The following is a 24,161-nucleotide window of genomic DNA, read 5'->3' on the forward strand; positions in this document are numbered from 1 at the left end:
AGTTGTAAAAATAATAACGGAGGATTACTTTTTGCTAGGAAAATTAGTATCATTCTCCAAGCCAAATATATTTAGCCTTTTTAACAATTCGATCAAATTCTGCTTGATTAATTTTTCCTGTGATTAAGTCATCTTGAGCAGGCCAAGCAACTTTCATGTACTCATACTCAATGGCAGCAAGAATGTAACCTAATTTTTGCTCGCTAATAGCACCATTTTTATAGTGCTGCATGGCAATTTTTTTATTCCATGCTTGATCTTTAGGTGGTTTTGGCAAGGTAAAGTCTTTTTCTAACAGAGACTTGTCAGAAAGAGCATAACCTTGTTCAATAGAGTCTTTAGCACACTGATACAGCATATAATCAATGGTGTCTTGCATGCCATAAAAGTGCCAATCAACGCCAGCATAGCATTCGCCAATCACCTTACCGTTATCATCCATTATTTCAACTTGACGGCCTGAACAGCTGATAAGAAATAGTGCTGACAGTGTTATTAGTAAAATTTTAAGAGTCATCAGCGCCTTTATAAAATATTATCGATTAATCGGTGAGTTGCCATAATATATGGAGTTATTGTAATAGTGCTTTATCTAAAATTGCTAACGAAGAGTTTCAGCTATTAATTGTCCTGACAGTGATAAAAATGACATTGTCGCTTTTATTCAATCCCTCAACGTATTAAAACCCTACTATATGAATCATACAAGTAGATAGTAGGTAATAAACAATGTTTAAAATTAAAACAATTGAATCGCTAAGCGACTTAACGCAATTAAAAAAAGCGTATTTTGATAGCTCGATTGTGCCACTCGATGGCATGTGGCATTTTGGTTTCGCTCCTATGGCTAAACACTTTGGCTTTTATGTAAATAAAAACCTAGTAGGATTCTGTTGCGTTAATGATGACGGATACCTGCTGCAATATTATCTTCAGCCGGAGTTCCAACTGTGTTCTCAGGAATTATTTACATTAATTTCGCAGCAAAATAGTTCCGTAATAGGTGAAGTTAAAGGCGCATTTGTTAGCACCGCAGAGCTAAATTATCAGGCTTTATGTTTAGATAACTCAGCGACATTTAAAGTGAATTCTTTGATGTACCAGCACAACACAAAGTTGGCTGATAGAAATCTTGAGATGATTGATATGCAAATAGCTGGTACTGAGCAATTAACAGCGTTTGTTACCTTTGCAGCAGCCAATATCGGTGCTCCCGAGCAATGGCTAACGCAATACTACGGCAATTTAATTGAGCGCAAAGAACTTTTTGGTTATTGGCATAAAGGGAAATTATTAGCTGCAGGAGAATGTCGTTTATTCGATCAATATCAAACTGAATACGCTGACTTAGGCATGATTGTCGCACAATCTAACCGTGGACAAGGTATCGCTAAAAAAGTTTTAACCTTTCTAACTAAACATGCCGCTACCCAAGGATTAACATCTATTTGTTCCACCGAAAGCAATAATGTGGCCGCTCAAAAAGCCATTGCCCACGCCGGCTTTACCTCGGCTCATCGTATAGTACAGTTTGAGTTCAAGCACGCATAAAAATAACTATATTTATAATATATACCCGTTACCATCCAAAGTGCAGGATTTCAGTGGGAATTAAAATGACTTTAGGCAGGGCAAATAATTTAAACATAGTCATTCTATGGTTTGATTATTTAACGCCGTATAAAGTCAATTTAACACCATCGAAGAAGCGCTTGAGCAACATCACTTAATCGTTGCTGTGATTCACAATGGAATAACCATTATTTCATCACAGCGCCTTGCATAGAAATTGCCCAAGCACTCTGAAACCTGTATCTTGATTGGTGACGGGTATAGTTAGCATAAAGTGGTTGCGTTATATTGATCAAAAAAACTATCAAGGTGTGTGATGATACATTGGTTGAAAGTCCCTAATAATCCAGAACTTGCTAAATATATAGCCTGTTATTGGTTTCTTGAAAAATTGCCTAATGCTGAAGGTCATAATGATTATCCGAAGCTTAACCCTGACCCAGCATCACATTTAATTTTGGCGCTGCCACAGCAAAACTTTCGATACAAGAGTGATAATGGTGTTACTCAAATGGATGGTTGTCACTGGTTACACCCTCATGGGAAAACCTATGAATTAGATCATGCTAAGGCTGTTGCCTGTATTGGCATTAAATTCCATGTCGGCGCACTATATTCATTACCCACTTTTATGGACTTGCAAGAACAGACACCGCAAGCAGTGGTCGATACTGTTGAAGCGATTTCTTTTGAGAACATTAATTTTGCACAGAGCAATTTTGATGACCATAAGTTAAGCGATAATAATCAACTAAATGAACATGATTTAGTTATTCTGGCACGAAATTCCCCTGATGACTGCGCTGAAATGCTGGACAAGCTATGCCTGCCTTGGCTTTTAAAAAACCACGAGGATAATCATAGTGAACTGACAAGGAAGGTACTACCACTGTTGGCTAAAGCTGCAATTAATTCATTAGGAGATACCCTCTTTTGTTCACAACGCACCTTAGAGCGTAGTTTTTTAAAAGTTTCAGGGGTAACGCTTAAGCAATGCCAATCAATGAATAGGCTAGAAGCTATTTTGGAATTTCTCTATCAACGTGAACAAAGTGATATTGACTGGGTAGATATTGCTTATCAGTTTGGTTTTAGTGATCAACCTCACCTAATTCGATATTTAAAAAAACAACTCGGATTAACGCCCCAAGACTATGCCCTACAACGGGGTTTTACCATTGATGTTTATGGTGGCGTTGATTCACTGTAGCGCTATTATTTTATACCATCATTTGTCCTGTTCAAACGTTCAGCTCAGATCACCATGTGATCGAAAAGTTATGTTGAGCAATAGTATTTCCTAGTGCCTCCAGTGTTTTCACTTCACTTAACAGCAGTTGCTCGGTTTTAATATCATCACTAATTTGTAGATATTCTTGCTTTTCCACAAGTTTAATATCTGTTGCTATGCCATGGTAAATTTTATTGTCTTTGCTCGTCACCTTGATTAGGCTTCGACGCATACAGACAATTTCAAAATAGTCATGAGCATCACAACTTATATTGTTTGCCATTGAATACTATCTCCTTTACTTAAGACTTAACTAGCTGTTAGATAAATTATACCAATCAGATTAATTAATGGCGCAATTTATTATAAGGACAAATAGTCAAGAACACTGCACTTGGTTGTGCAATAGCTGGTTAGTCGGATTGGTATTATAAGCGAATAATACTATGCCCCTGATTAGCGATATTATCTTGCACCTCAAGGTCAGCAAGTTCACTATGGCAAAAATTGCAACGGCTTTGCTTAATATTATCTATTTTCACGCCTAAACTTGCGAGATACTGTTTGGCATATTGCTCTACTTCCTTAATATTTTCATTATTCACCAAAACATCAAAATGGATATATTGACCAGAATCCGTCATTACATGGGTATCAAAAACATGTATTTGCATACTCACTACTCCTACAAAGTTATTGGCTTTTGCCCGGTAAGCTTAAATCACCAGATGCGACATCAAATACATCACTAACACACAACAAAGGCGCATGTACTTGCTGATTTATTTTTAAACCTGCGGTGACACCATCAAAAGAAAAGCTTTCTGGAAAACCTAGTGAAGATAGAGGTACTCGCACTAAGACTTCAGATTTCGCTAAGCTAAAATCAAATCCAGGACTGTCAATAAAGATAGGTAAATTTGGCCAAGTCAGTGGTAATTTAGGTGAGCTACCTTGAGCAATGTCTTTAACTTTTAAAGCGCCTTCACCACAGGCATTATCTGGCACAAGAACTACCCAGTGGCTATGCCATTTATCTCCGTCATTGGTTTTATTGCCATCACCATCTTCATCATATAAAGGAGTGTCATCGAAGTCAGGATGTACAGTTAACGCTAAAGAGAGAATGCCTTGATCCGCTTCAAAGCCTACAGCAGAGCTATTAAGTGACGTTGGCCATACATAACTATAGACCTCGGCGCCGGCTAACTGACCCTTTTTTTCGGGCTGTTTATTACCAACTTTACCGGTTACCGCTTGTTGGAATATTAAATGACTGCCTTGGGTAATTACCTTGGCATGAACAATGTCAAACTCAGTAGCAATGGCCGAAGATATCGGTGCTTGAATATGACCGCTGTGCTTATTGTGAGCATAGGTAGTTGTTGTCAACAGCACGGTGCTCAAGGTTGCTGCGATAAATAGCTGTGAAGTTTTCATGATTAATCCTTTGAGTTAATTAAACGATAGTAATAAGTGCTTAATGCTTAACTTGGCTTATCTCCATCAAAATAGTTTCGATTCGATACCAATATATTTAAGCATAATAAAACTCTACTTGTCAAATATGTTTTGACTCGATACTATTAGAGAATGAATGATGAACTATTTAATTTAATCGAGCGTTTAGCCAATTTATTACGGCAAGAAACGCGACTTGAAGGGCAAAGCTTAGGGTTACAACCTATACAGCAAGAGGCTTTGTATTACCTATCGACTTGTAACCGTTACTCAGATACCACCTTAGCGGTCACTGAGTTTTTAGGGTTAACCAAAGGCACGGTATCACAATCGTTAAAAATTCTGGAAAGCAAAAGCTTAATTGCTAAAGTAAAAGACAAAAAAGATAAACGCATTACCCATTTAAAAGTAACTGAAACCGGTCGCGAGTTTTTAATGAAAACTTGCCCTCCACAAAAGTTTACTGATGCTATTGCCGGTTTGTCTGTTGATGAGGAGTTTGAAACCAAAACATTACTTAAAAAAGTATTAAGTAACTATCAACTCGCTACTGGTCGAACTGCCTTTGGGGTCTGCAAGCATTGTAAATTTAATCGCAAGACCAGTGACGGCATTTTATGTGATTTAACCAAAGAAGCTTTAAGCAGCGATGACATCATGCTTATCTGCAGAGAATATGTCGTTTAAGCATGGTCTAACAGTCTAAAATTCCAGTTTTCTACTTCATTGTTTGCTAAGCGTTGCACAATTTTTTCCATCCAACTATCAGATAAGGTGCTTTGTTTTTTTAATGCCAACAGCTTTTGATTATTGAGTGGGTCACCAAAAAATGTCTCACACACCTCAGTAATTGTCATTGCATTATCAATTCGGGCGATTAATTCCAACGGTTCATCGACACTGACCATGCCCGGCTGAATAACGCGATATAACCAGCCACTGCGACTAACATCCTGCATATCGACCGATAAGTTATCGATGCCCCAACGTTTATTTAGCTTAAAACAAGGAGAACGAGGCTGACTGACTTCGATAATCGCTTCTCCCCATTGATAACGGTCGCCTAAATATACAGTCTGTTCTGTCATACCTGTTGAACTAATATTTTCGCCCATGCCCGCGGCTTGCCAAGTATTATCTGTATTATATTTCTCTTGCCAATAGGCATAATGCTCAGCTGGATATTGATGTAACGCACGCTCAAGCCCACCATGATGAAGTTTATCAGCACACTCATCACCTGCTAATCCATCGAATGATAAATACAGGCTAGTGTTTACCGGCTGCTTGTCTATCGCGGTTTCAATACCGTAACGCTCCGCCACTTTTCCGCAATAAATATTCGTTAGATAGTGTTTATTTTTCATGCGCTAACCTTTGGTTAAATTATGCTTTTCGTGGCAATTTTTGTACTGCTGAATAATAGAAAAATAAACACGCCAAAAACCATAAATCTTTAATAAGAAAATGCCCCGTCGTTGATAATAAGGTCTCACTTGATAATGAACCAGAAAAACTTATTAAAAAGGTCTGAGTTACCACAAAAACCATACCAGACATCAAAATTGCTGGCACAGTCAATTTCGGCGAATATATCGCTAAGATTAACATAACCACTGCAATTAAATCATACACGCCAATGATATTTGACGTTGTTTGTATGCTGAAAATATTATACAACCAGCCCATAAAAGGAGAGCTTTTTACTAACCCTTCTATACCTTGTGCTTCGAGTAAAGTGAACTTCATACCACCAATCCACAGTAAAACGAGTAACACCGGCAAGATGCTAATCCAGGCTGTGATCAGAGGAGAAAACGTGCGTTTTACTAGCAACATTCCTATTGATAATAAGGCGAAATACTTAATAACCCCTTGGCCAGAGCCAATAACAGGAAATCCGCCCATAGAAGCTATCCACATAGAATCACTTAACAAAGAACCTAAAGGCACTATGCTTATTGCGATCAGTAAATATCCTAATATAGATCGAAAGTTAGGTTGTTTTATAGATAAGAACGCCAATACCGCACTCGAAATAAAAGCGAAAGCGGCAATCGAATTAAATACTTGGGCGGGTAATATATCGGAAATGAGATAAAAATCTGTCGTTAAGGTTATATGCTTATGGGAACCCAACAGTAATATACTTAGCCCTAACAGTGCAGTAGAAATACCAATTAAGAGTAAAGTAGCGTTAAGGTGTAGCGTCTTCATATAGATCCTGAGCGTATTAAAATAATAAGTGCCAATAAGACCTGATTAACTGATTTTTATTTCGTTTCATATGAAAGGATTAATTCATCCATAAATCCAAACAATAAAGCATTCATAGCCAAGCTGCTGCTGGACCTAATAATCTCAGGTTTTTGTATATAGTTATGGTGACCGATTCTTTCAAATTCATCGTGAGAGACCGTAATTAAATCCGCCAGCGATGCAGCGGTGAATTCTAAGTGGCATTGAAAACCATAAACTAACGGTGAATACTCAACGATCTGTCTCGGACAGCCGGCACTTGTTGCCAACACTTTACTCGTTGGCGTTAAACCCGGCATGTCGTTATGCCAATGACCTACAATTTCAGTCGCATTAAAATGTGATAAATGTGGATGCTGTCTACCCGACTCAGTTAACGCTATAGGGAAGTAACCTATTTCTTTGTTGGGGCTTTGTTCGAATTTAGCCCCTAATGACTCACCAATGAGCTGAGCGCCCAAACAAATACCTAACACTGCTTTATCACTTTCAATACAGCTATGGATAAAAGATACCTCTTCACTTGCGTTAAAATAAGGAGATTCTTCTACTGTCGTTGCAGGGCATTGTGGTCCACCTAAAACTATTAACAAGTCAATAGCATTACTCTCTTCAGGTAATGCTTCTCCCAGATAAACTTTACTACTAGTGACGCTATAATTTCGCTCTTCTGCCCAGCTTAAAAGTGCCCCTGGTCCTTCATATGCTTCATGGATAATAAAGTGTACTTTCATCATTTGATCTCTCTAATAACGCTTGAATTAATATTGCTAACTGACGTCTTATGCTAGCATTGCTTCTACAATCTCAATATCTACATTAAGACAGTAAACAATGACAATCCGCCAAACAAAAGAAGCTAATCTGTTAATTAGTGAACGCGCTGATTTTCAAGTAACGGCAAAAATAGAACAAATGGCGAAAGGTTACATTGATAGATGGCACCAACACCCATGGCACCAAATTGCATTTCCCTTTGAAGGCATATTGCAAACCAAAGTTGCAGACAGTCAGTTTGTCATTCCTCATAGTGGTATGTTGTTTATTCCTGCCAATACACCCCATGAATCCTTTGTCGTGACGGATACAAAATTTATCGGGATTTATCTCAACCCTCAATTTCAGAATCATTTCCCACTAACAGCTAAGGCAATTTCTGTAACGCCGTTTCTAAGAGAATTAGTCCTGCATATCAATCATGGTGTTAGTAACTCGATCGTTTCTGAGGAAGAACTATCCAAACTAGTGGCAGTACTGATTGATCAAATCTCGAGTGGAGAGTCATACCAAATGAAACTGTTACTGCCGAGTGATCGACGGTTGATGATTATTTTCAAAGCATTGATGACAGATCCACAACTCAACACAAAGTTATCGGACTGGGCCAAGCAGGTGGGCGCATCAGAAAGAACGCTCTCAAGATTATTCACCAAAGAATTAGGTATGACATTCCCCCTTTGGCGCCAGCATCTGAGATTAGTCTCGTCGTTGAATTTACTGGAAACTAACCTTTCTGTGCAAGAAATTGCATTTAAAGTTGGCTATAACGCTGACTCATCATTTATTTATGCATTTAAAAAATTATTCCAACAAACACCGCAACAATATCGTCATAGTGGCTTTAAGCTTAGTTCTAGAATAAACGATAAATAGTACTAGCTTGATAGTATTGACTTATCCAATCAGACTCACTAAGGGATCTTTTTAAATGGGCAGTTAATTAGTGTAATTGGTATTATTCTGCCATTAAAGCATCCCATCAACCCTCAATGGATTGATCAAGCCTGAGCAATAAGTTTGCAAAAAAAAGCATCGAATATTCGATGCCTGTCTATATGGATATTAGAGTATTACCAATGCTAGAAGTAGTAACCTATCTGAATATTAAGTTGGTGTTCCCATTCAGTTGAATCGCCTACAAGCGTACCATTATTAAAAGGTTGGTTTGTACCAGCAACATAATCAACCCAGCCAAAAATTGGCCCTGCAGTTACCCCTACCCCAAAAACATTCATCTGAGTATCTTCTTTAAAATTTCCAGATTTATCAGTCATTACAGTGTAATCATTATAGAAAGTGAGATTATCAAATGCGCCAAAATCGACATCATAAGAATACGCGAGGTTTATGTTATATATGGTCGCCGAGGTAGGCATACTATCGTTATAAGCATAAGCCCCAACAGTAACAAAATCATCACCATTGTCTAAATCATAATCGTAATCGGTATATTGAAGCATCAAGGTAAAGTTATTCATGTTGCTTTTTAGATGTACTGCATAGGCAGTACGGTCGCCAAGCGAATCAGTGGCGCCTTCAAGCTCCCCTGTTAAAAAAGAGCCACCAACTTCGGTTTTAACAACGTCGTTATCAAAGGTGTAGGTGTATCTAAGATTAATAGTATTACTTTCACTCAGACCCACAGTAGGTGCAGCAAAAGGGTCTATGATAGCGCCGTTTTCATCAAGGTCAGTTAAACCAACAACATCAAAACTGTAACGGGCATTGGTACCACTACCACCTGCTTCATCATTAAGAAAATAAGCAAGACGAATATCGTGATTGTCGAATTTACCGATAAATTTTAAACCTGCATCGTAGTCATCTTCCAGACCGGCATAAAAAGCATCACTAAAGAAGAAGCTATTCGAGTTATAGTCTAAGTTACCAAAAGGTACCTTGGTGACACCTATTTGCCCCTCCCAGTTCTCATTAAACTGATATGCAGCATAAGCATGATGAACTACATCCATATACGTATACCAACGATATTCAGCTGATAATCTAATATCTCCAATGGTACCGTTGAGGTCAAGGCGAAAGAGAGAAAAATCTAAATCTCCCCCTCGATCTTTATTTGAGTCGCTGTAGTTGTAATTCACGCGAACCGCACCGCCGATTTTTATGTCGGGTGTCAATGACGATATTTTCTTTTGGTCCTCTGTGTCCTGCTTCTCTAATTTGGCAATTTTCTTTTCAAGTTGCTCTATGCGTTGCTCTGAAGTATCAGCCCAAACCGCCGTTGAGCTGGTAAGTAAACAACCAAGTAATACGCTATTGTAAATTTTCATGTATTCTCTCCAATTAGTTAGTCTTTATTTTTTTATAGTTTTTTTTATGTTTTACTTAACAGCTAATAATTAGCTGTTAAGTGCTTGTCAACTGAGAGTCCATTCGAAATTAATGGAACTAGAATTAGCCCACTAATTGTTGATAAAGTTCAGGATCTGTTGCCCCCTCGGTACCAATAACTAATACTTTACTTTGAGCATCTAAATTCAATGCTTTGGCAAAAGTATCCTGCGCACGTGCATTGATAGCAGCGGCTAATCCTGGTACGGCAGACTCTCCCGCTTCAATTGCAGGGTCTCCTTTATACCCTTTGGCTAATAAGCTCATCGTGTCGGCAATAGCGTCCTCACTCAGCGTCATAAAATCATCGGCGCCGTTTGATAATATTTGCCAAGCTAATAAAGATACTTCACCGCAAGCGAGTCCTGCCATTAAGGTATCGAGATCGCCCTTAACCACCACAGGTTCACCGGCTTTAGCACTAAGCTGCAAACAGTTAGCCTGCTCTGGTTCTACCACGACAAATCTTGGACGGCGATCGCCCCAAAGATCCCAGAAATAGCCTGCTACTGCTGAGGCCAGTCCGCCGACGCCACCTTGGACAAAAACATGGGTAGGTATCTCACCATCAAGCTGTTCCACCGTTTCAGCCAGCATCACGGTATATCCTAAGGCAACGTCTTTCGGCACTTCCATATAACCTTCGTAACTGGTATCGGAAACGATGATCCGGCCATGAGCCTTAGCATCTGCACCAGCCTGACGAACAGACTCGTCGTAGTTGCCGGTAATACGAATAACTTCAGCGTCAAAGGCTTCCATGGCGACTTTTCTCCCTTCAGAGACATCGCGATGAATATAAATAATGCAGCCGCAACCAAACATTTGTGCTCCCCACGCCACTGATCGTCCATGGTTACCATCAGTTGCACAGGTAACAACGATTTCTGCAACGTCTTCTTTCAAACGTCCTTCTAACAAATCTGCAATGCTTGGGCGTTTGCCTAAACGTTGCTCTAATAAATTTTGCAGCTGGCAAGCAACGGCATATGCACCGCCAAGCGCCTTAAAACTTTTGAGGCCAAATCGTTCTGATTCATCTTTGTACCAAATAGCGGCCAAACCAGCGTCTGTTGCCATATCAGATAATGAATGTAATGGCGTAGTTGAATAAGCTGGCCATGTTTTTATGTTGGCAATCACATCAACAGATTTTTCGACGCTTAAAACGTCTCGCTGTGCGTCCGAATATTGGTTTTCCCTATGTGCTGCAGGGTTAGCAAAATGGGTTAGCCTACTATTTTGTTTTAACATATTTATAAATGCCTCTAGTTGTCAGATGATTTTTCGAACGACCTAAAATCTAGTAAAATGAATAACCAGATTGAACTGGATTAAACAAGATCGATCACAATTAGCCTTATTGGTATTTCTAAATAAACCAGACTATTAAGTACGGTATTGCGATGAATTAACCTTTAATGTCCATAGCAAAGTAACTATGACAATAAGTTTACCTATAGCCGTTGCGGACATTCTTTCAAATTGACAATGTGGGTGAGGAATTACATTTAAATAAGGGGGGTTGATGAGTTTTATCTGCAACGAACTTTATGAAAATAGGTGCGTTCCACTCTACAGTGCTACCAGAGTGGCTTACGATGAATTAGTGGGTAACCGTTGTAAGGAAATATATGGCCAGTTTTATAGCCCACTTATTTAGTTATAATATGTGGGCTATAAAATGGAGGAAGAAAGTCAACGCCGTATCAATGCAGTAGTACTGATCGTTAGGCCTCTTTAGTGGTTAATATCGTTTGTGCTTTCAAACGCACAACATAGCAATACAAGAGCAATGCAACTAAGACAATAACACTACCTAATAAGGTTATGTTACTTGGCGTTTCACCCAACCCCAGCCACACCCATATTGGCGCAATAATCGACTCTAACAATAAAAACAAACTGACTTCCGTAGCACTGATATAACGTGGCGCAATTTGTAATAAAACAAACCCAATAGGCATAGCAATCGCCGCAGAAAGAAACATAGCACCTATTTCGTCAGGTCTCGCCGCCACTACACTGGTATTGAACCAGCCAAGTGCAATAATAAATAAACCACCAAAAATAAGTCCCGGTGTAATATCCAGTGAAGCGTATCGTCGTGCCCAGTTAAAGTTTATTGCCATAAAAATGGCACACCCCATAGCCATCATGTTACCAAATAAACTATTGCCGTCATCACCATCGCTGACAATAATAGCCATACCGAGTAAAGTCATTGTAATCGTAAGTCCAACAGGTAAACTAATTCGTTCGCCTAACCATAACCAGGCGATCAATGCTGCAAAAACGGGCGCGGTACTGATAATCATCATTGCTGTTGCTGCGCCAGTTTGTTGCAATGCCTGCGTATAACAGTAAGTATTCATCGCGAAGAAAAAGCCAGTGATAATGCCGGGCCATCCCGCATTAATGAGTGCACGCACTGCGTTGCTGCGATGACGAACCAATACGATAAAAGAAAAACCAAGTGAAAAAAATATGCCACGCCACAATAATACTTCACTATGTTCGATGGTGACCCAACGCAAAATTAACGCGTCAGGCGTCAATAACAATACACCTAATAAGCTATAGAGCATCCCTGTCATTTGCTTAGATTGATTTTGTTTACTTTTCACATTAATCCTTTATTAATCAAATTATTGTGGTATTTGATAATATTTCTATTAATACAAAGAAAATAGGCTCTGCAAAGCAGAGCCTATTAAAAGAGACACCTCAGTTTAACGCGTAATAATAGGGAGTTTTTCCCATGCGCGTTTATGTAACATTTCACAACCTTTTTCGGTGATCAGTATATTCTCTTCGTGAACCATCACTTTGCCCGGCGCAAATGTCATGCCAGGCTCTAATGTTAATACCATTCCAGGTTGTAAAATAACATCACCACCTTGCACATTAGACGGCCATTCTGTTAACTGCATGCCAAGGCCATGTCCCATTCGGCCAACATCGTTACCCAGTGAGCCAGCGGCTTCTAGTACCGACCACATAGCTTTCCAAACATCACCAGTTGAGCGCCCTGGTGCAGCAATATCAAGACCGGCTTCAGTCGAAGCATATACTGCTTCATAAGCATCATGGGTGGCTCTATCAACGTCACCAAAAGCAAAATTACGGTCAAAATCACTAAAGTAACCATCAAAATTGGCGCCGGTATCGATGATCAATAAATCACCTTGATCGAGTCGTCGGTCAGTTGGCCCCATAATAATATTGTCGTATCCGCCTTGTCCCGAGGCCGAAATCAAGTAAGGACAAGCATCCGCACCTAAACGTAACATCTCTAAATGCATCGCTTTACAAGCTTGACGTTCAGTCATACCCGCATGTAAGTTCTCAAGCAAAAAGTCAAAACCCGCTGCCGTAACATCACAAACAAAACGAATTTTATCGACTTCCGCAACGGACTTTATGCTGCGTAGTTTACGGACAATCTCGCTAACATCGACCATATCGTGTTGATTTAAGCTCGCCTGCAATGTTTGATAATTGGCAATCGGCATACGTAAATGTGTTTCAGGGCCAAGCATCGCACCTATGCATCTTGTTTGCTTAGATACTTCAGCTAAGGTATCAGCGAGTAAGCTAACACCGTCATCTTCAGGGCGTGGCGATGGCCAGGTTCGAACATCATCAATCCAAGTATCATCAAAACCGGCGGCGCCTATCCCTGGAACTACAGCAATAGGTTGCCCTTTTGCAGGAATGACTAAAAACCAAGGTCGTGTTGGGCTTTGCCAAAACTGTGAAGCAAAACCACTGAAATAGCGAAATTCATGCTCCGTAGAAAAAAATACGGCATCGATACCCTGCACAGCCATTTGTTGCTGCAACTTGCCAGTACGTTGTTCAAACTCACTACGTTCGAACCCTCTTGATGGGGCGATAAATTCATTTTTCATTTTATTACTCACTTTTATATTTTCTATTTTATTAGTAGCTTAGGCGTTATTTGGCAAAAGCTTGGTCACGTAAGAATAAGGCTATTTCCGGGAAATAGATTAACAAAGCCGACATCATAAAGAGGATCAAAATAAAGGGTAAGGTCCCTCGTATTACTTCCAAATACGGCTTATTAAAGATTGCTATCGCGGTAAAAATGTCACAACCAAAAGGTGGTGTTGCCGAGCCAACGGCCATTTGAAGGGTGATCATCACACCTACCAATACAGGGTCAAGCCCAACCGCGGTGACTATCGGTACAAAAATAGGGGTCAAAATAACCAAGACCACTAACGAGTCAACAAACATACAACCAACAAAAAAGGATAGGGCTATTACGAACAATACATATTCTTTAGAGGCACCCTCTAAGTCTAGTGGCGCTAAGAGTTCCATCGGAATTTGTTCAAATGAGATATACCATGAAAAGGCCTGTCCCATACCAACAAGAATAAAAACTACCGCTGTGATCAAGCCAGTGCTTAACGCCGCATCAATAACATCTTTATACTTTAACTCTCGATAAATAAAACACTCGAGGATAATCGCATAGAGCACAGAGAATGAGGCCGCTTCAGTCGGCGTTACCGCCCCAGAGTATATTCCTCCGACAATCAATGTCGGGAAACCAAGCGGTAACAGTGACTTTTTGATGGCGACTAGCTTCTCTGCCATGGTTGATTTTTTTACCAGCGTAATGCTATCGCCTTGGTAAACGGTATAAAAATAACAATACGCAGAAAACATGACCGCAAGTAAAACTCCCGGACCGATCCCCGCAATAAACAACTCACCAACACTGGTATTTGCTAGTGTTCCGTACAAGATCAAACCTATGCTCGGTGGGATCAAAAAGGCAATATCGCTGGCATTGATGATTAAAGCCATGACGAAACTATCTTTATAGCCCGCTTGGAGCAATTTAGGACGCATGATCTGGCCGACAGATACAACCGTTGCTTGGGTTGAACCTGAAACAGATCCAAACAAAGTACAACTAATACAAGCGGTTATTGGTAGGCCGCCACGTAGATGGCCAACGAATGATTCAATTAAACCTAAAAGATTGTGCGCGGTATGTCCCCGAGTCATTATGTCTGCAGCTAGAATAAACATAGGCACAGCAATTAAGGCATTTGGTGATATGCCAGTAACCATCTGCTGTATTATCACACCAGTGTCTATGCTAGAAAAATGGACCAGACCAATAAGTGCTCCCACCGATAATGGCACTACCATAGGGAAACTTAGAAACAGCAATACAATCATCACAAAAACTAAAGTAAAGGTAATGACATACACATCGAGTTCACCAGCAATGATGTTAGAAAAAAACTCAAAAACAGCACTCATGATGGTTCACCTTTTTCAACAACTTCACGTGAGATATAAATTTCTTTATGGGTTATATTCAAAAAGAAGGCGATCAAATACTGCAAACCTGCGATGCCTAACCCTAAGGGTATTATTGAATAAATAATATAAACGGGGAATTGTAGCGCTGGGCTTAAACGATTGAGATCCTTTAATTCGATGACGTAAAAGATTGCCTTGTAGGCAAGATAAAACATCAATAGGCCAGTGGTGATTGATATCAATGTGGTAATAACTTTTTTTGCGTAATAACCTAAAGAATCATAGACTGCGGTCATTCGAATGTTACGACCTTTACGCACCGCATAAGCAAATCCGACAAAGGTGATTGTTACAATCAAGAATTGGTTTAGCTCTTCAGCAAAGAATAAGCTCTTACCAAAAGCATACCGTCCGATAGCATTAGCGGTAGAATTGACCATCATCAAAAGAATCGAATAGCAAACTATATATTGCTCTATCAATTCAGTTGTCTTACTGATGGTAATGAATATTTTTTTCATAAGAACACCTTGCACACCACACTACGGATGCTGGATTTTTTCATACTAAAAATGATGAACAATCCATATATACAACTGCTTATTAGCAAAGTTATAGAGCACCCACCAGAGAGATTTGATATAAAATGTGGGGAATAGCCTAACTATTCCCCACATTCATCTAGTAAATTACTGTTTTGTCGCTTCCTTAACTTCTTTGATCAAATTTTTCACGATTTTTTTAGCACTAACACGAGCTTGCGCTTTTTCTGACTCTTGATAAGTATTTTCGACCACATCATAGAATGTTTTATTAATTGACTTACTTAACTTTTTGAAGCGCGTACGTTCTTCTTCATTGAGAACAATAATCTTCAAGTCGGGACGCTCAGCGATTATTTTGTCCAGATTTTCTTGGTTTATACGGATTTGATACTCGTGAGCAGCTTGTTCGGCAACAACGATAGCCTTGCGTACCATGGTTTTTTTCTCAGGCGATAGCCCATTGAACCATGTGCTATTGGTAGAGACCGTGCTGACGTATGGCTGTTGGCCAGGAAACATCAAATAATCTTGAACTTCATGCCACTTAGCGTTGTAAACAAAGTAAATGGGGTTAACCATGCCATCCACTGTTTTAAGTTGTAGCGCACCATATACTTCACCCCAAGACAATGGAGTAGGGGTAGCACCAAATGCTTTGTAGGTTTCTACCGGAATAGTCGAAGTAAATGTACGGATTTTATGGCCTGCAAAATCTTCAGGACTGCGGATCGCTTTGTTGGCACCCCAAACCATTTCACCTTCGGACATCATGGTCAATAACTTCAAATTTACTTTTTCGAAACGATTAGCCAAGTCACCATAGATAGTTTTACTGGTGGTCAGTACTTTACGCACAACATCAGTATCAGTGCCTAAAACATACGGTATACTCAGTGCTTGAACTTCAGGTACATAAGAGCCTAAATGACCAGTCCCTACTGAGACAAACTGAATGGTTCCTTTAGCTGTCAGCTCAACAATGTCGTTCTCTGTACCTAATTGACCGTAATAATAAACTTTTACTCGAATATCACCGTCGGATTCTTTTTTGATGGTTTTCGCGAACGTTTTCGCGAAAATGTCTTGTACATCTTGTTTATCTTCTTCAGAGGCGAACTTCCAAGTTTCAGCACTCACACCTAAGCTAAGACTTAGTGTTAATAAAGCTGCTAGTAATTTATTCATTTTATTTTCCTTACTTTTATTATGGTTAGAATTAATGTAATGGTTAAAATTAATGTAATAGTTATTTCAATTGATCTGATACAAGTTGCACCCAATATTGCGCACCAAGTTTAAGAATATTGTCATTAAAATCATATTCAGGGTTATGTAGAGCACATCCTCCGACAGAGTCGACACCGTTACCCAATAACCCATAACAACCGGGTTTAACACGTAACATGCTGGAGAAATCTTCTGAGATGGTTAAAGGAAGGCAATTCCGTTCAACATGCTCGTCTCCAAAGACAGCAACAGCCGCTTGGATAACATGTTCAGTTGGCGTGCTGCTATTAACGGTTGGGTAAAAAGTATTGAGAAAATTGAATTGATATTGCGCACCAGCAGCCTGACAAATACCGGCAACTATACGCTCCATAGCTTGTTCTATTTTGACTAAACTATCTTCGGTAAAACAACGACAGTCACCCTTGATAATCACCTGTGATGGGATCACGTTAACTGTGCCGTTAGTAATAAATTCCGTCGCTGACACCACTGCAGTTTCTTCAATCGCATTTAGATTTCTCGAAACAATCGTTTGCAGGGCCATTATAATTTGAGAACCTACTACTATAGGGTCAATGCCGCGATGCGGCATTGCGGCATGCCCACCAACACCTTCTATTACTATTTCAAAGCTACTTTCACTCGCCATTAATGAACCTGGGCGAACAATAAATTGCCCCTCGGCAAGCCCTGGCATATTGTGTAAGCCATATATAGTGTTAATTTGAAAACGCTCAAACAAGCCATCATCTATCATCGCCTGTGCGCCTTTCCCGTGCTCTTCATCAGGCTGAAAAATAAAATGCACAGTGCCATTAAAGCCTTTATTTTCGGCTAAATGGCTGGCAGCACCAAGCAGCATTGCCGAATGACCATCATGCCCACAGGCGTGCATTTTTCCGTCATGGCAAGAACGGTGTTCAAAGCTATTTTGTTCATTAATATGAAGTGCATCCATATCGGCACGTAAGCCAATACTGGCATCGCCGGTACCACAACGTAAGACACCAACAATACCTTGTTGACCAATATTGCAAGTCACTTCAATACCAAAGCTTTCAAGTTTTTCGACAATGAAATTAGCGGTTAATGGTAAATCAAAACCACACTCAGGGAAGCGGTGCATATGACGGCGCCATTGCGTCATTTGAGTAATTAATTCTGTATGTAAAGTCAAAATTCAGTCTCCAATCGTATTATTTAGATTGTTGTTCAAGTGTTAGCTCAGTTGCTAATTCATCACAACTGACCAACTTATCGCGCAATAATGCGCCAAAACCTGTGATAGCCTTAGGATATTTCACCAGCTTCAAGCTATGCCATACGAGGGCTTGATTACTACTCACGACTGGAATCTCCAATCGCTGTTCAATTTCATCAATGACCACTGACGCCCTTAATGCGGTACACGAAATAAACAACAAATCAGCAGTAGGTTCGCAACAAGCGACCGCCTGATCGGCTATATCCTTTGGCGTTATATAAGTCATTGCGGTGTCGTCTTCAAATCCAAAACCCGAAATACTCAATACCTCGTAGCCCTGAGCGGTAAAAAAGTCGGCAATATCACGATTAACGGCTTCAGTATAAGGCGTTAAAATTGAGATTCTTTTTGCATCAAAATGCTCAAAAGCCGACATCACTGCTGTTATAGGATTGGTTACGGGTACACCAGGGCGAGTTTGATGGATTAGTTCGCTAACCTGTTCAACGCCAATAGCAACCGTACCTGAGGTACATGCATAAATAATCGCATCTAGATCTGTACCAGGTAAAATCGTATCAGCAGTTGCACTAATACCAGGCGCCATTTTTTTCAAATTTTCGATAGTCAATGGGTTAACATTTTTCACTCTGCTAGTGAAAAACTGAACATCGTTAGGATACATTTGTTGTAGATCAGCCTCGATGTTAAAGTCGGTTGCGAGTGAAATGACTCCGATTCGACCACCTGAGGCCAGATAGTCTAATGGTTGTTGATGTTGAACCGTTGTAAATTTCATTATCGCCTTACCTTGTCTGAAAACTAAAATATTGAGCAATTTGTACTAGAAAAATATGATGACTAAAGTCAGTCTCAAGATGTTAATAAGAGTACTGAATGGAGCATGCTTATTATATTACGTTACATTTAATGCAGAAATTAACGGATTAAGGACCATTAAATGATGGCAATCCGCAAAATCACACTTAAAACACATTAATTCACTACATTTTTTTAAATCGCAAGAAAGCGCCGGATTAGCAGTCACGGGTAAAAATATAATAATGCTCACCTTCCATTAAAGTGTTGGGGGGTGTTTACGCATGCCTCAAACTCATTAAATTGAGCGAAGCACATACTTAAAAGGGGACACAGTGGAGGTAATTAAAAAAAGGGATATTTTCATTGGTTATTTAATATCATTTTTAATGAAGGCATAACACCATAGTCAGCAACAAAAGGGCAGAAAATATGGCACGAATGAATAAAGTCGCACTCAGTTTATAGAAGAGTTGACTAATGATTATGGGATGAAAGTCTTGAGGTTGGTTTCACATCAGTATAAATTGGGGCTGTTTCCTCTGCCTTTAATATAGGCAAAATTGTATTTCGTTTAAACAGGTTGATGTCCCTTATGAATAACGCTAAAACGGCACCCCTTGATAACTTCGATCGCAAAATATTAGAAATTGTTCAGCAATCCAATAGAGAAACCTCTGATCGAATAGCGGAACAAATTGGTCTCTCTCCTGCGGCGGTACAACGGCGCATGAAACGAATGCGTGAACAAAATGTAATTCAGGCAGATGTCTCGGTTGTTAACCCACAAGCAGTAGGTCTTGGTGTTACTATTGTTGTAGAAGTAACATTAGAGCGAGAGCGCTCCGACTTACTTGACTCGTTTAAAAAAGAAATGATAAGCAACCCAGCTGTTCAGCAGTGCTTTTACGTAACTGGCAGTGCTGACTTTATTTTGATCGTTACGGCGGTTGATATGGATGACTACGAATCTTTTACGCGCGATGTGTTTTTTGAAAATCACAATGTTCGTAATTTTCAGTCAAATGTAGTGATGAATCACGTAAAAAAAGGCCTTACGGTGCCTGTTAATCTCGAAGATTAATCACAGATTGTAACGGGTCAATAGGCTTAACTCGGATTGGAATGGCAATAATAATGTTGTGTAAAATCCAACTGCCACAGCAATTTTTGGCTGTTTCGAGGTAACAACAGAATTACCTCTTGGCGAGAAATTTCTAACTAATAGTAACGTAAGAGCAGACTCACTAAGTGATCTTTTTAAATAGTCTACATATCCAATAACATCATTGCTTATGTTGCTCTGAAGTTGAACAATTAATTAATCTGATTGGTATTACCCTAGGTAGAGTAATTTTAGTGTTGGTTATTTTAAAGTTTCACCTGTATTTTAGGGTAATGCGTGACCTCGCGCACAAAGCCATAATGCATACCAATGCTCTCTCGTTAGGTTAATGTTATCAATATCAGCACAGGCTTTAATGCGTTCAACATTTGTTGTACCGATTACCGGTTGAATGTTCGCCGGATGACGCTTTAACCACGATAATACTACGGCCTCTTTACTCACTTGATACTCCGCAGCCAAGTTACTAACCAGCTCTGCCGTTTGTTGAATATGGGGTGGCTTTTGAGAAATATCACGTCCGCTAAACAAACCTTGGCTTAAGCAACCCCACGATTGCAACTGAATATTGTTTTGGCGACAATATTCAATGGTACCTGCACCATAATTTACCGACGGTTCTCCTGAATTTCCTGACGTTACGCCTTCTTCTATCCAAGCCAAATGGCTTAAGCTGAGCTCAACTTGGTTAACAACTATAGGCTGTGATAATGCTGACGATAAAAATGATATTTGATGATGCTGCATATTAGAGACACCAAAATTTTTAACTTTCCCGCTAGCCGTTAACGTATCAAAAGCTTGGGCGATTAACTCAGGTTCCATCAGGGGATCGGGGCGATGAAGCATTAATATATCTAATTGCTCTATGTTTAACCGAGACAGACTTTTTTCAACGGACTTTATAATCCACTCCGGTGAACAATCATAACGTTGGGGCCCTAAATCATCTTCAAATCTAATGGCGCATTTTGATTGAATAGAAATTAACGATCGTAATTCAGGACGTGCTTTTATTAATTCACCAAAAACTTGTTCAGCTTTACCGAAAGTATAAATGTCAGCATGGTCAAAGACCTTAATACCTGCATCAATAGCTGCATCAACAACTTCATGGGCTTTTTTTATATCGACGGCACTAATAGGATTTTTATCCCAAGTGCCGCCTAATCCCATACAGCCAAAGACAATCGAGCTATTGTTTTTGATTACGCGAGATAACGGGTATTGATTACAATTCATTTAAATTCCTATAGAGAATGGTTGCTAGGATCACGGCTGTCTATACCATTTACATTAATTTAGTGATCAAGATTCAATGAGGATAAATCTTCAAGTTCAAGGCGCATGATTGAGCAATAGCTGGCTATTGGAATTGAGCGCAACGCAGAAATTGTAGAGGTAGACCATTTGAAGATGGGCAATTAATTAGTGTAATTGGTATTATACGGCTTTGTCCTTTTATATGTGCATTGTTCACTAAAACATTAGCAAATAAAATATGACAAAAAAATAATCATTGTTTAGTATAAAAAATAATAGTCGGTAATTGATTTAATCTCATGATGAAAGAACACAAAAAACTTGAACGTTTAATGCTCTTTAGTGAAGTCGCTGAACACTTAAGTTTTACCGCGGCAGCTGAAAAACTAAATGTTTCTCGTGGCCACCTTTCCAGTCAAATTAAACGTTTAGAGCAAGATATGGAGATGGTTCTGTTGATTCGCTCAACACGAAGTGTCCGCTTAACTCCTGAAGGTGAACGTGTTCTTACTGGTATGAATAAGATCCGTCATGACCTATTAGAATTAGAAAGAAGTGCTGAACATGAAGGCAATAAAATAGAAGGTCGAATAAAGATTACCGCACCAGGGGGATTTGCTGAACGTTTTTTATTTGATATTTTTTCACAGTTCAAACAATTACACCCTGCCATCGAATTTTCACTTAATTGCAGCTATACCCGATTTGATTTAAACAGAAGTGATTTTGATTTCGCCTTTAGAGCAACCAGTGAACCGCCGCAAAACATGGTCGCTAAACATTTAATGTCTTATCAACATTGTTGCTGTGCATCCCCGAAATACTTTGACAGCAAAGGGGTGCCAAAAACGCCCGCTGACTTAATAAATCATGAGTGCCTTAAAGGGCAAGAGCAAACTACCTGGCAATTTCAACAAGAAGCGGTACAAACACAGGGTTGGTTGGAAGTTAACGATAATAATATGTTAAAAGGACTCGCATTAGCGGATAAAGGCATTATTAGAGTGCCTAAATATTTAGTAGACAAAGAGGTAAAGTCAGGAAAACTTAAGACGATATTTGAAGAGAAAATGCCAAGTGGTTCGATGATTTATATAATACACCCTCAACGTATTCACCCATCAAAAAGAATTTCAACCTTCTTAAATTTTACTCAGCAGTACTTTGCTAAATAATATCTTGATCGCTATTTTTGCATTTCAATTGGACTAATTTATTGAGTCGCTTGCTCTTATAGCGTTAAGACCGCCCGAACTATTTATCACTCGCTTAGCAAACTAAATATCTATTGCTCTGATTAAAAAATACGTTGGCCAAATTTCTCGTACTTGAGATTCCCACTTGGGATCAATTCTGCCACTCGCCATTTGTAAAAGCCAATACCTTGCCCATGTTCGAACAACCTTTCCTGATTTGCTTAACTTTAGTGGCGAAAATCGTCGTTGATAACTATTTCCTTCATACTCAACAACCGAATTATTTTTGGCTCTTTTATATAAGAAATCTAATGCTGAGCTAATTAATTCTACTTCTGTTAATTCCATTATCCCCTGTTTTTTTAAACACGCGAGTATCTCGGCTTTCTTTATACTGACCTGCATATAGTCATCTATATGCGGGGTATAAACCATGCCTGTTAAACCATAAATAGAGGCACGTTCTCTATCTGCTAGTGCTTTTAAAGGGCTGATTTGCTCATTAATATCATATAATTCACTGATATTATGTAGCTTGGGGGGCGATTTAGACAATGGTTACGCTCTCATAAAATTTCATAGTTTTTCATTAACTTGGCGGATCAATATTATTGGCAATACTATTGTTTAAGCGAAACCAGCCCGCTATAGAGTATCGGTCACGTTTTGCGGCTAATACTTCATGAGGAAATTCTTCACTTAAAAATACCACTATGGTACCAAAACTAGGTATGACGGTAATTTTACTGTTATCAACCACTACTGAGGAAGGGCTGTTTTTATCATAAATGACTAACTCACCACCGTCCGATGAAGCCCAATGGGGATTAAGATAGACCACAACAGATAACACACGATTACCTTCACCTTTAAACGCGTCTTTGTGTTTCTTATAAAAATCGCCTTTCGCATAATGGGCAAAATGACTTTCAAAAGAAAATAGACCCAAGAATAAACGTCTATTTAAATAGGCTTGTAGTGACTCCGCCCAGTTTATCCAAGCACAACCTGCCTCGCTATCATCGGTTATCCAACTTATTGCGTCTGTGCGAATAAAGTCGTTAATCATATGATCTTTAGTTCGACCTATACCTGCACGTTTAAATTCGTCAGTGGGCAGTTCGATGATATGTTGTGATAACAAGCTGGTTAAGTTTGTAGGCAAAGCGTAAGGACGAATACTGTATCCCTTGTCGACGATGTCACCGGATATTGATTCGAACAGTGATGTGTCACCGCCAGAATATGTTGTTTGAGCTAGGCTCAACGACAACCTGTCTTGAGAGGTAAAATTAACATTGAATTGATAATTTAATAAAAAGGAATATAAGTCATAATAGCATTTTGCATAGATATAAGCCTGAGCTTTCCAAATAAAAAGCATTCTAATTAGAGAGCGCTTTTATCTGCCGAAAACTTTAACTACTTAGAGTGAAGATTATAATTCGATGCTTGGTTAGAGCTTTTGCAATCCCTTGTTCTCAAAGGCTTCAACAATGAAGTTTTTGATATCAGCCAGTCGGTAGGGTTTTTCAATTTTATGGTCAAAACAAGTATCCATCGTTACATCGAGTTCTCCAGTGATCAAAATTTTTATCGAATCACTGGTAATTGCGTTAGCGACATCAGTCCCATTTTGTTTTTTTAATCGGTAGTCAATAAATATCAAATCTGGATTACTATTATTGCAATACTCTATGCCGGGTTCTTCATCAGTAAAAACCGCAAGATTAATTTCATCTGAGTGTAGATATTCTTTGAACATCTGACATAACATTTCTTCATCATCAATATAAACAACCTTGATTGACAT

26 protein-coding genes are annotated in these 24,161 nt (G+C 39.2%); 6 read left to right on the plus strand and 20 right to left on the minus strand.

Annotated features, from left to right (window positions below):
- Positions 1-49 precede the first annotated feature (49 nt).
- Positions 50-517: a hypothetical protein gene (locus CPS_RS22035; protein WP_011045616.1), complete on the minus strand. Its 468-nt coding sequence runs from the start codon at positions 515-517 to the stop codon at positions 50-52.
- 212 nt (positions 518-729) lie between these two features.
- Here CPS_RS22035 and CPS_RS22040 point away from each other — a divergent pair, with 212 nt between their 5' ends.
- Both CPS_RS22040 and CPS_RS22045 read left to right on the plus strand, forming a co-directional pair.
- The gene (locus CPS_RS22040; RefSeq protein WP_011045617.1) at positions 730-1,551 is read left to right on the plus strand and encodes a GNAT family N-acetyltransferase; all 822 of its coding nucleotides are present in this window, start codon (positions 730-732) and stop codon (positions 1,549-1,551) included.
- Positions 1,552-1,888: 337 nt separating this feature from the next.
- A complete protein-coding gene (locus tag CPS_RS22045) occupies positions 1,889-2,782 on the plus strand; it encodes a helix-turn-helix domain-containing protein (protein WP_011045620.1) in 894 nt (297 codons plus the stop codon).
- A gap of 49 nt (positions 2,783-2,831) precedes the next feature.
- Here the strand turns inward: CPS_RS22045 and CPS_RS22050 are convergent, their stop codons facing one another.
- The 3 genes from CPS_RS22050 to CPS_RS22060 all read right to left on the minus strand — a co-directional run bounded on the left by CPS_RS22050 (position 2,832) and on the right by CPS_RS22060 (position 4,243).
- On the minus strand, positions 2,832-3,086 hold the full coding sequence (locus CPS_RS22050; RefSeq protein ID WP_011045621.1) for a Rho-binding antiterminator: 255 nt from the start codon (positions 3,084-3,086) through the stop codon (positions 2,832-2,834).
- Positions 3,087-3,231: 145 nt separating this feature from the next.
- Positions 3,232-3,477, minus strand: a complete 246-nt coding sequence (locus CPS_RS22055) for a DUF2024 family protein (RefSeq protein ID WP_011045622.1) — start codon at positions 3,475-3,477, stop codon at positions 3,232-3,234.
- A gap of 19 nt (positions 3,478-3,496) precedes the next feature.
- Positions 3,497-4,243 (minus strand): hypothetical protein, encoded by a 747-nt coding sequence (locus CPS_RS22060; protein WP_011045623.1) that lies wholly within the window; start codon positions 4,241-4,243, stop codon positions 3,497-3,499.
- A gap of 153 nt (positions 4,244-4,396) precedes the next feature.
- On the opposite strand from CPS_RS22060, the gene CPS_RS22065 reads away from it, so the two are divergent.
- Positions 4,397-4,951, plus strand: coding sequence for a MarR family winged helix-turn-helix transcriptional regulator (locus CPS_RS22065; RefSeq protein ID WP_011045624.1), 555 nt, complete (start codon positions 4,397-4,399; stop codon positions 4,949-4,951).
- On the opposite strand, the gene CPS_RS22070 is transcribed toward CPS_RS22065, so the two are convergent.
- The 3 genes from CPS_RS22070 to CPS_RS22080 are packed head-to-tail and all read right to left on the minus strand — an operon-like array spanning position 4,948 to position 7,257.
- On the minus strand, positions 4,948-5,631 hold the full coding sequence (locus CPS_RS22070) for an MOSC domain-containing protein (protein ID WP_011045625.1): 684 nt from the start codon (positions 5,629-5,631) through the stop codon (positions 4,948-4,950). The two genes, CPS_RS22065 and CPS_RS22070, sit on opposite strands and share 4 nt — an antisense overlap.
- Before the next feature lie 19 nt (positions 5,632-5,650).
- Positions 5,651-6,481 (minus strand): DUF417 family protein, encoded by an 831-nt coding sequence (locus tag CPS_RS22075; protein WP_011045626.1) that lies wholly within the window; start codon positions 6,479-6,481, stop codon positions 5,651-5,653.
- Positions 6,482-6,537: 56 nt separating this feature from the next.
- Positions 6,538-7,257: a type 1 glutamine amidotransferase gene (locus CPS_RS22080; protein WP_041738217.1), complete on the minus strand. Its 720-nt coding sequence runs from the start codon at positions 7,255-7,257 to the stop codon at positions 6,538-6,540.
- A 100-nt stretch (positions 7,258-7,357) separates the two neighbouring features.
- Here CPS_RS22080 and CPS_RS22085 point away from each other — a divergent pair, with 100 nt between their 5' ends.
- Positions 7,358-8,176, plus strand: a complete 819-nt coding sequence (locus tag CPS_RS22085) for an AraC family transcriptional regulator (RefSeq protein ID WP_011045628.1) — start codon at positions 7,358-7,360, stop codon at positions 8,174-8,176.
- A 206-nt stretch (positions 8,177-8,382) separates the two neighbouring features.
- Here the strand turns inward: CPS_RS22085 and CPS_RS22090 are convergent, their stop codons facing one another.
- From CPS_RS22090 to CPS_RS22130, 9 genes are all read right to left on the minus strand, one after another.
- Positions 8,383-9,594, minus strand: a complete 1,212-nt coding sequence (locus CPS_RS22090) for a carbohydrate porin (protein WP_011045629.1) — start codon at positions 9,592-9,594, stop codon at positions 8,383-8,385.
- Between the two features lie 124 nt (positions 9,595-9,718).
- Positions 9,719-10,909 (minus strand): diaminopropionate ammonia-lyase, encoded by a 1,191-nt coding sequence (locus CPS_RS22095; RefSeq protein WP_011045630.1) that lies wholly within the window; start codon positions 10,907-10,909, stop codon positions 9,719-9,721.
- Between the two features lie 476 nt (positions 10,910-11,385).
- Positions 11,386-12,282, minus strand: a complete 897-nt coding sequence (locus CPS_RS22100; protein ID WP_011045631.1) for a DMT family transporter — start codon at positions 12,280-12,282, stop codon at positions 11,386-11,388.
- Between the two features lie 105 nt (positions 12,283-12,387).
- Positions 12,388-13,569, minus strand: coding sequence for a M24 family metallopeptidase (locus CPS_RS22105; protein WP_011045632.1), 1,182 nt, complete (start codon positions 13,567-13,569; stop codon positions 12,388-12,390).
- 46 nt (positions 13,570-13,615) lie between these two features.
- Positions 13,616-14,962 (minus strand): TRAP transporter large permease, encoded by a 1,347-nt coding sequence (locus CPS_RS22110; protein ID WP_041737183.1) that lies wholly within the window; start codon positions 14,960-14,962, stop codon positions 13,616-13,618.
- The gene (locus CPS_RS22115) at positions 14,959-15,486 is read right to left on the minus strand and encodes a TRAP transporter small permease (protein WP_011045634.1); all 528 of its coding nucleotides are present in this window, start codon (positions 15,484-15,486) and stop codon (positions 14,959-14,961) included. The genes CPS_RS22110 and CPS_RS22115 overlap by 4 nt, the downstream gene beginning before the upstream one ends.
- A gap of 168 nt (positions 15,487-15,654) precedes the next feature.
- Positions 15,655-16,695, minus strand: a complete 1,041-nt coding sequence (dctP, locus tag CPS_RS22120) for a TRAP transporter substrate-binding protein DctP (protein WP_011045635.1) — start codon at positions 16,693-16,695, stop codon at positions 15,655-15,657.
- Positions 16,696-16,756: 61 nt separating this feature from the next.
- Positions 16,757-17,917, minus strand: coding sequence for a M20 aminoacylase family protein (locus tag CPS_RS22125; RefSeq protein ID WP_041737184.1), 1,161 nt, complete (start codon positions 17,915-17,917; stop codon positions 16,757-16,759).
- 19 nt (positions 17,918-17,936) lie between these two features.
- Entirely contained in the window at positions 17,937-18,743 is an 807-nt protein-coding gene (locus CPS_RS22130; protein WP_011045637.1) for a maleate cis-trans isomerase family protein, read from the minus strand.
- Between the two features lie 606 nt (positions 18,744-19,349).
- Between CPS_RS22130 and CPS_RS22135 the strand changes: the two genes are divergently transcribed.
- The gene (locus CPS_RS22135) at positions 19,350-19,847 is read left to right on the plus strand and encodes an Lrp/AsnC family transcriptional regulator (protein WP_011045638.1); all 498 of its coding nucleotides are present in this window, start codon (positions 19,350-19,352) and stop codon (positions 19,845-19,847) included.
- Positions 19,848-20,153: 306 nt separating this feature from the next.
- Here the strand turns inward: CPS_RS22135 and CPS_RS22140 are convergent, their stop codons facing one another.
- On the minus strand, positions 20,154-21,131 hold the full coding sequence (locus CPS_RS22140) for an aldo/keto reductase (protein ID WP_011045639.1): 978 nt from the start codon (positions 21,129-21,131) through the stop codon (positions 20,154-20,156).
- Positions 21,132-21,451: 320 nt separating this feature from the next.
- Between CPS_RS22140 and CPS_RS22145 the strand changes: the two genes are divergently transcribed.
- Positions 21,452-22,327, plus strand: a complete 876-nt coding sequence (locus CPS_RS22145; protein ID WP_011045640.1) for a LysR family transcriptional regulator — start codon at positions 21,452-21,454, stop codon at positions 22,325-22,327.
- Positions 22,328-22,429: 102 nt separating this feature from the next.
- Here the strand turns inward: CPS_RS22145 and CPS_RS22150 are convergent, their stop codons facing one another.
- The 3 genes from CPS_RS22150 to CPS_RS22160 form a co-directional block, all read right to left on the minus strand.
- Positions 22,430-22,903: a hypothetical protein gene (locus CPS_RS22150; RefSeq protein WP_011045641.1), complete on the minus strand. Its 474-nt coding sequence runs from the start codon at positions 22,901-22,903 to the stop codon at positions 22,430-22,432.
- A 34-nt stretch (positions 22,904-22,937) separates the two neighbouring features.
- Positions 22,938-23,621: a 2OG-Fe(II) oxygenase gene (locus CPS_RS22155; RefSeq protein WP_011045642.1), complete on the minus strand. Its 684-nt coding sequence runs from the start codon at positions 23,619-23,621 to the stop codon at positions 22,938-22,940.
- Positions 23,622-23,804: 183 nt separating this feature from the next.
- Positions 23,805-24,161 carry a response regulator gene (locus tag CPS_RS22160; RefSeq protein WP_011045643.1) on the minus strand — a complete coding sequence of 119 codons (357 nt, stop codon included), beginning with the start codon at positions 24,159-24,161 and terminating at the stop codon, positions 23,805-23,807.

Source organism: Colwellia psychrerythraea 34H, assembly GCF_000012325.1.
GTDB lineage: Bacteria > Pseudomonadota > Gammaproteobacteria > Enterobacterales > Alteromonadaceae > Colwellia > Colwellia psychrerythraea_A.

Bases quoted from the DNA above. Each gene is read 5' to 3' on its own strand.
- CPS_RS22040 (WP_011045617.1), top strand. From the start codon at position 730: ATGTTTAAAATTAAAACAATTGAATCGCTAAGCGACTTAACGCAATTA.
- CPS_RS22105 (WP_011045632.1), bottom strand. From the start codon at position 13,569: ATGAAAAATGAATTTATCGCCCCATCAAGAGGGTTCGAACGTAGTGAG.
- CPS_RS22050 (WP_011045621.1), bottom strand. From the start codon at position 3,086: ATGGCAAACAATATAAGTTGTGATGCTCATGACTATTTTGAAATTGTC.
- CPS_RS22145 (WP_011045640.1), top strand. From the start codon at position 21,452: ATGATGAAAGAACACAAAAAACTTGAACGTTTAATGCTCTTTAGTGAA.
- CPS_RS22095 (WP_011045630.1), bottom strand. From the start codon at position 10,909: ATGTTAAAACAAAATAGTAGGCTAACCCATTTTGCTAACCCTGCAGCA.
- CPS_RS22160 (WP_011045643.1), bottom strand. From the start codon at position 24,161: ATGTCAATCAAGGTTGTTTATATTGATGATGAAGAAATGTTATGTCAG.
- CPS_RS22135 (WP_011045638.1), top strand. From the start codon at position 19,350: ATGTCCCTTATGAATAACGCTAAAACGGCACCCCTTGATAACTTCGAT.
- CPS_RS22065 (WP_011045624.1), top strand. From the start codon at position 4,397: ATGAATGATGAACTATTTAATTTAATCGAGCGTTTAGCCAATTTATTA.
- CPS_RS22045 (WP_011045620.1), top strand. From the start codon at position 1,889: ATGATACATTGGTTGAAAGTCCCTAATAATCCAGAACTTGCTAAATAT.
- CPS_RS22070 (WP_011045625.1), bottom strand. From the start codon at position 5,631: ATGAAAAATAAACACTATCTAACGAATATTTATTGCGGAAAAGTGGCG.
- CPS_RS22110 (WP_041737183.1), bottom strand. From the start codon at position 14,962: ATGAGTGCTGTTTTTGAGTTTTTTTCTAACATCATTGCTGGTGAACTC.
- CPS_RS22035 (WP_011045616.1), bottom strand. From the start codon at position 517: ATGACTCTTAAAATTTTACTAATAACACTGTCAGCACTATTTCTTATC.
- CPS_RS22085 (WP_011045628.1), top strand. From the start codon at position 7,358: ATGACAATCCGCCAAACAAAAGAAGCTAATCTGTTAATTAGTGAACGC.
- dctP (WP_011045635.1), bottom strand. From the start codon at position 16,695: ATGAATAAATTACTAGCAGCTTTATTAACACTAAGTCTTAGCTTAGGT.
- CPS_RS22115 (WP_011045634.1), bottom strand. From the start codon at position 15,486: ATGAAAAAAATATTCATTACCATCAGTAAGACAACTGAATTGATAGAG.
- CPS_RS22055 (WP_011045622.1), bottom strand. From the start codon at position 3,477: ATGCAAATACATGTTTTTGATACCCATGTAATGACGGATTCTGGTCAA.
- CPS_RS22075 (WP_011045626.1), bottom strand. From the start codon at position 6,481: ATGAAGACGCTACACCTTAACGCTACTTTACTCTTAATTGGTATTTCT.
- CPS_RS22090 (WP_011045629.1), bottom strand. From the start codon at position 9,594: ATGAAAATTTACAATAGCGTATTACTTGGTTGTTTACTTACCAGCTCA.
- CPS_RS22060 (WP_011045623.1), bottom strand. From the start codon at position 4,243: ATGAAAACTTCACAGCTATTTATCGCAGCAACCTTGAGCACCGTGCTG.
- CPS_RS22130 (WP_011045637.1), bottom strand. From the start codon at position 18,743: ATGAAATTTACAACGGTTCAACATCAACAACCATTAGACTATCTGGCC.
- CPS_RS22080 (WP_041738217.1), bottom strand. From the start codon at position 7,257: ATGAAAGTACACTTTATTATCCATGAAGCATATGAAGGACCAGGGGCA.
- CPS_RS22140 (WP_011045639.1), bottom strand. From the start codon at position 21,131: ATGAATTGTAATCAATACCCGTTATCTCGCGTAATCAAAAACAATAGC.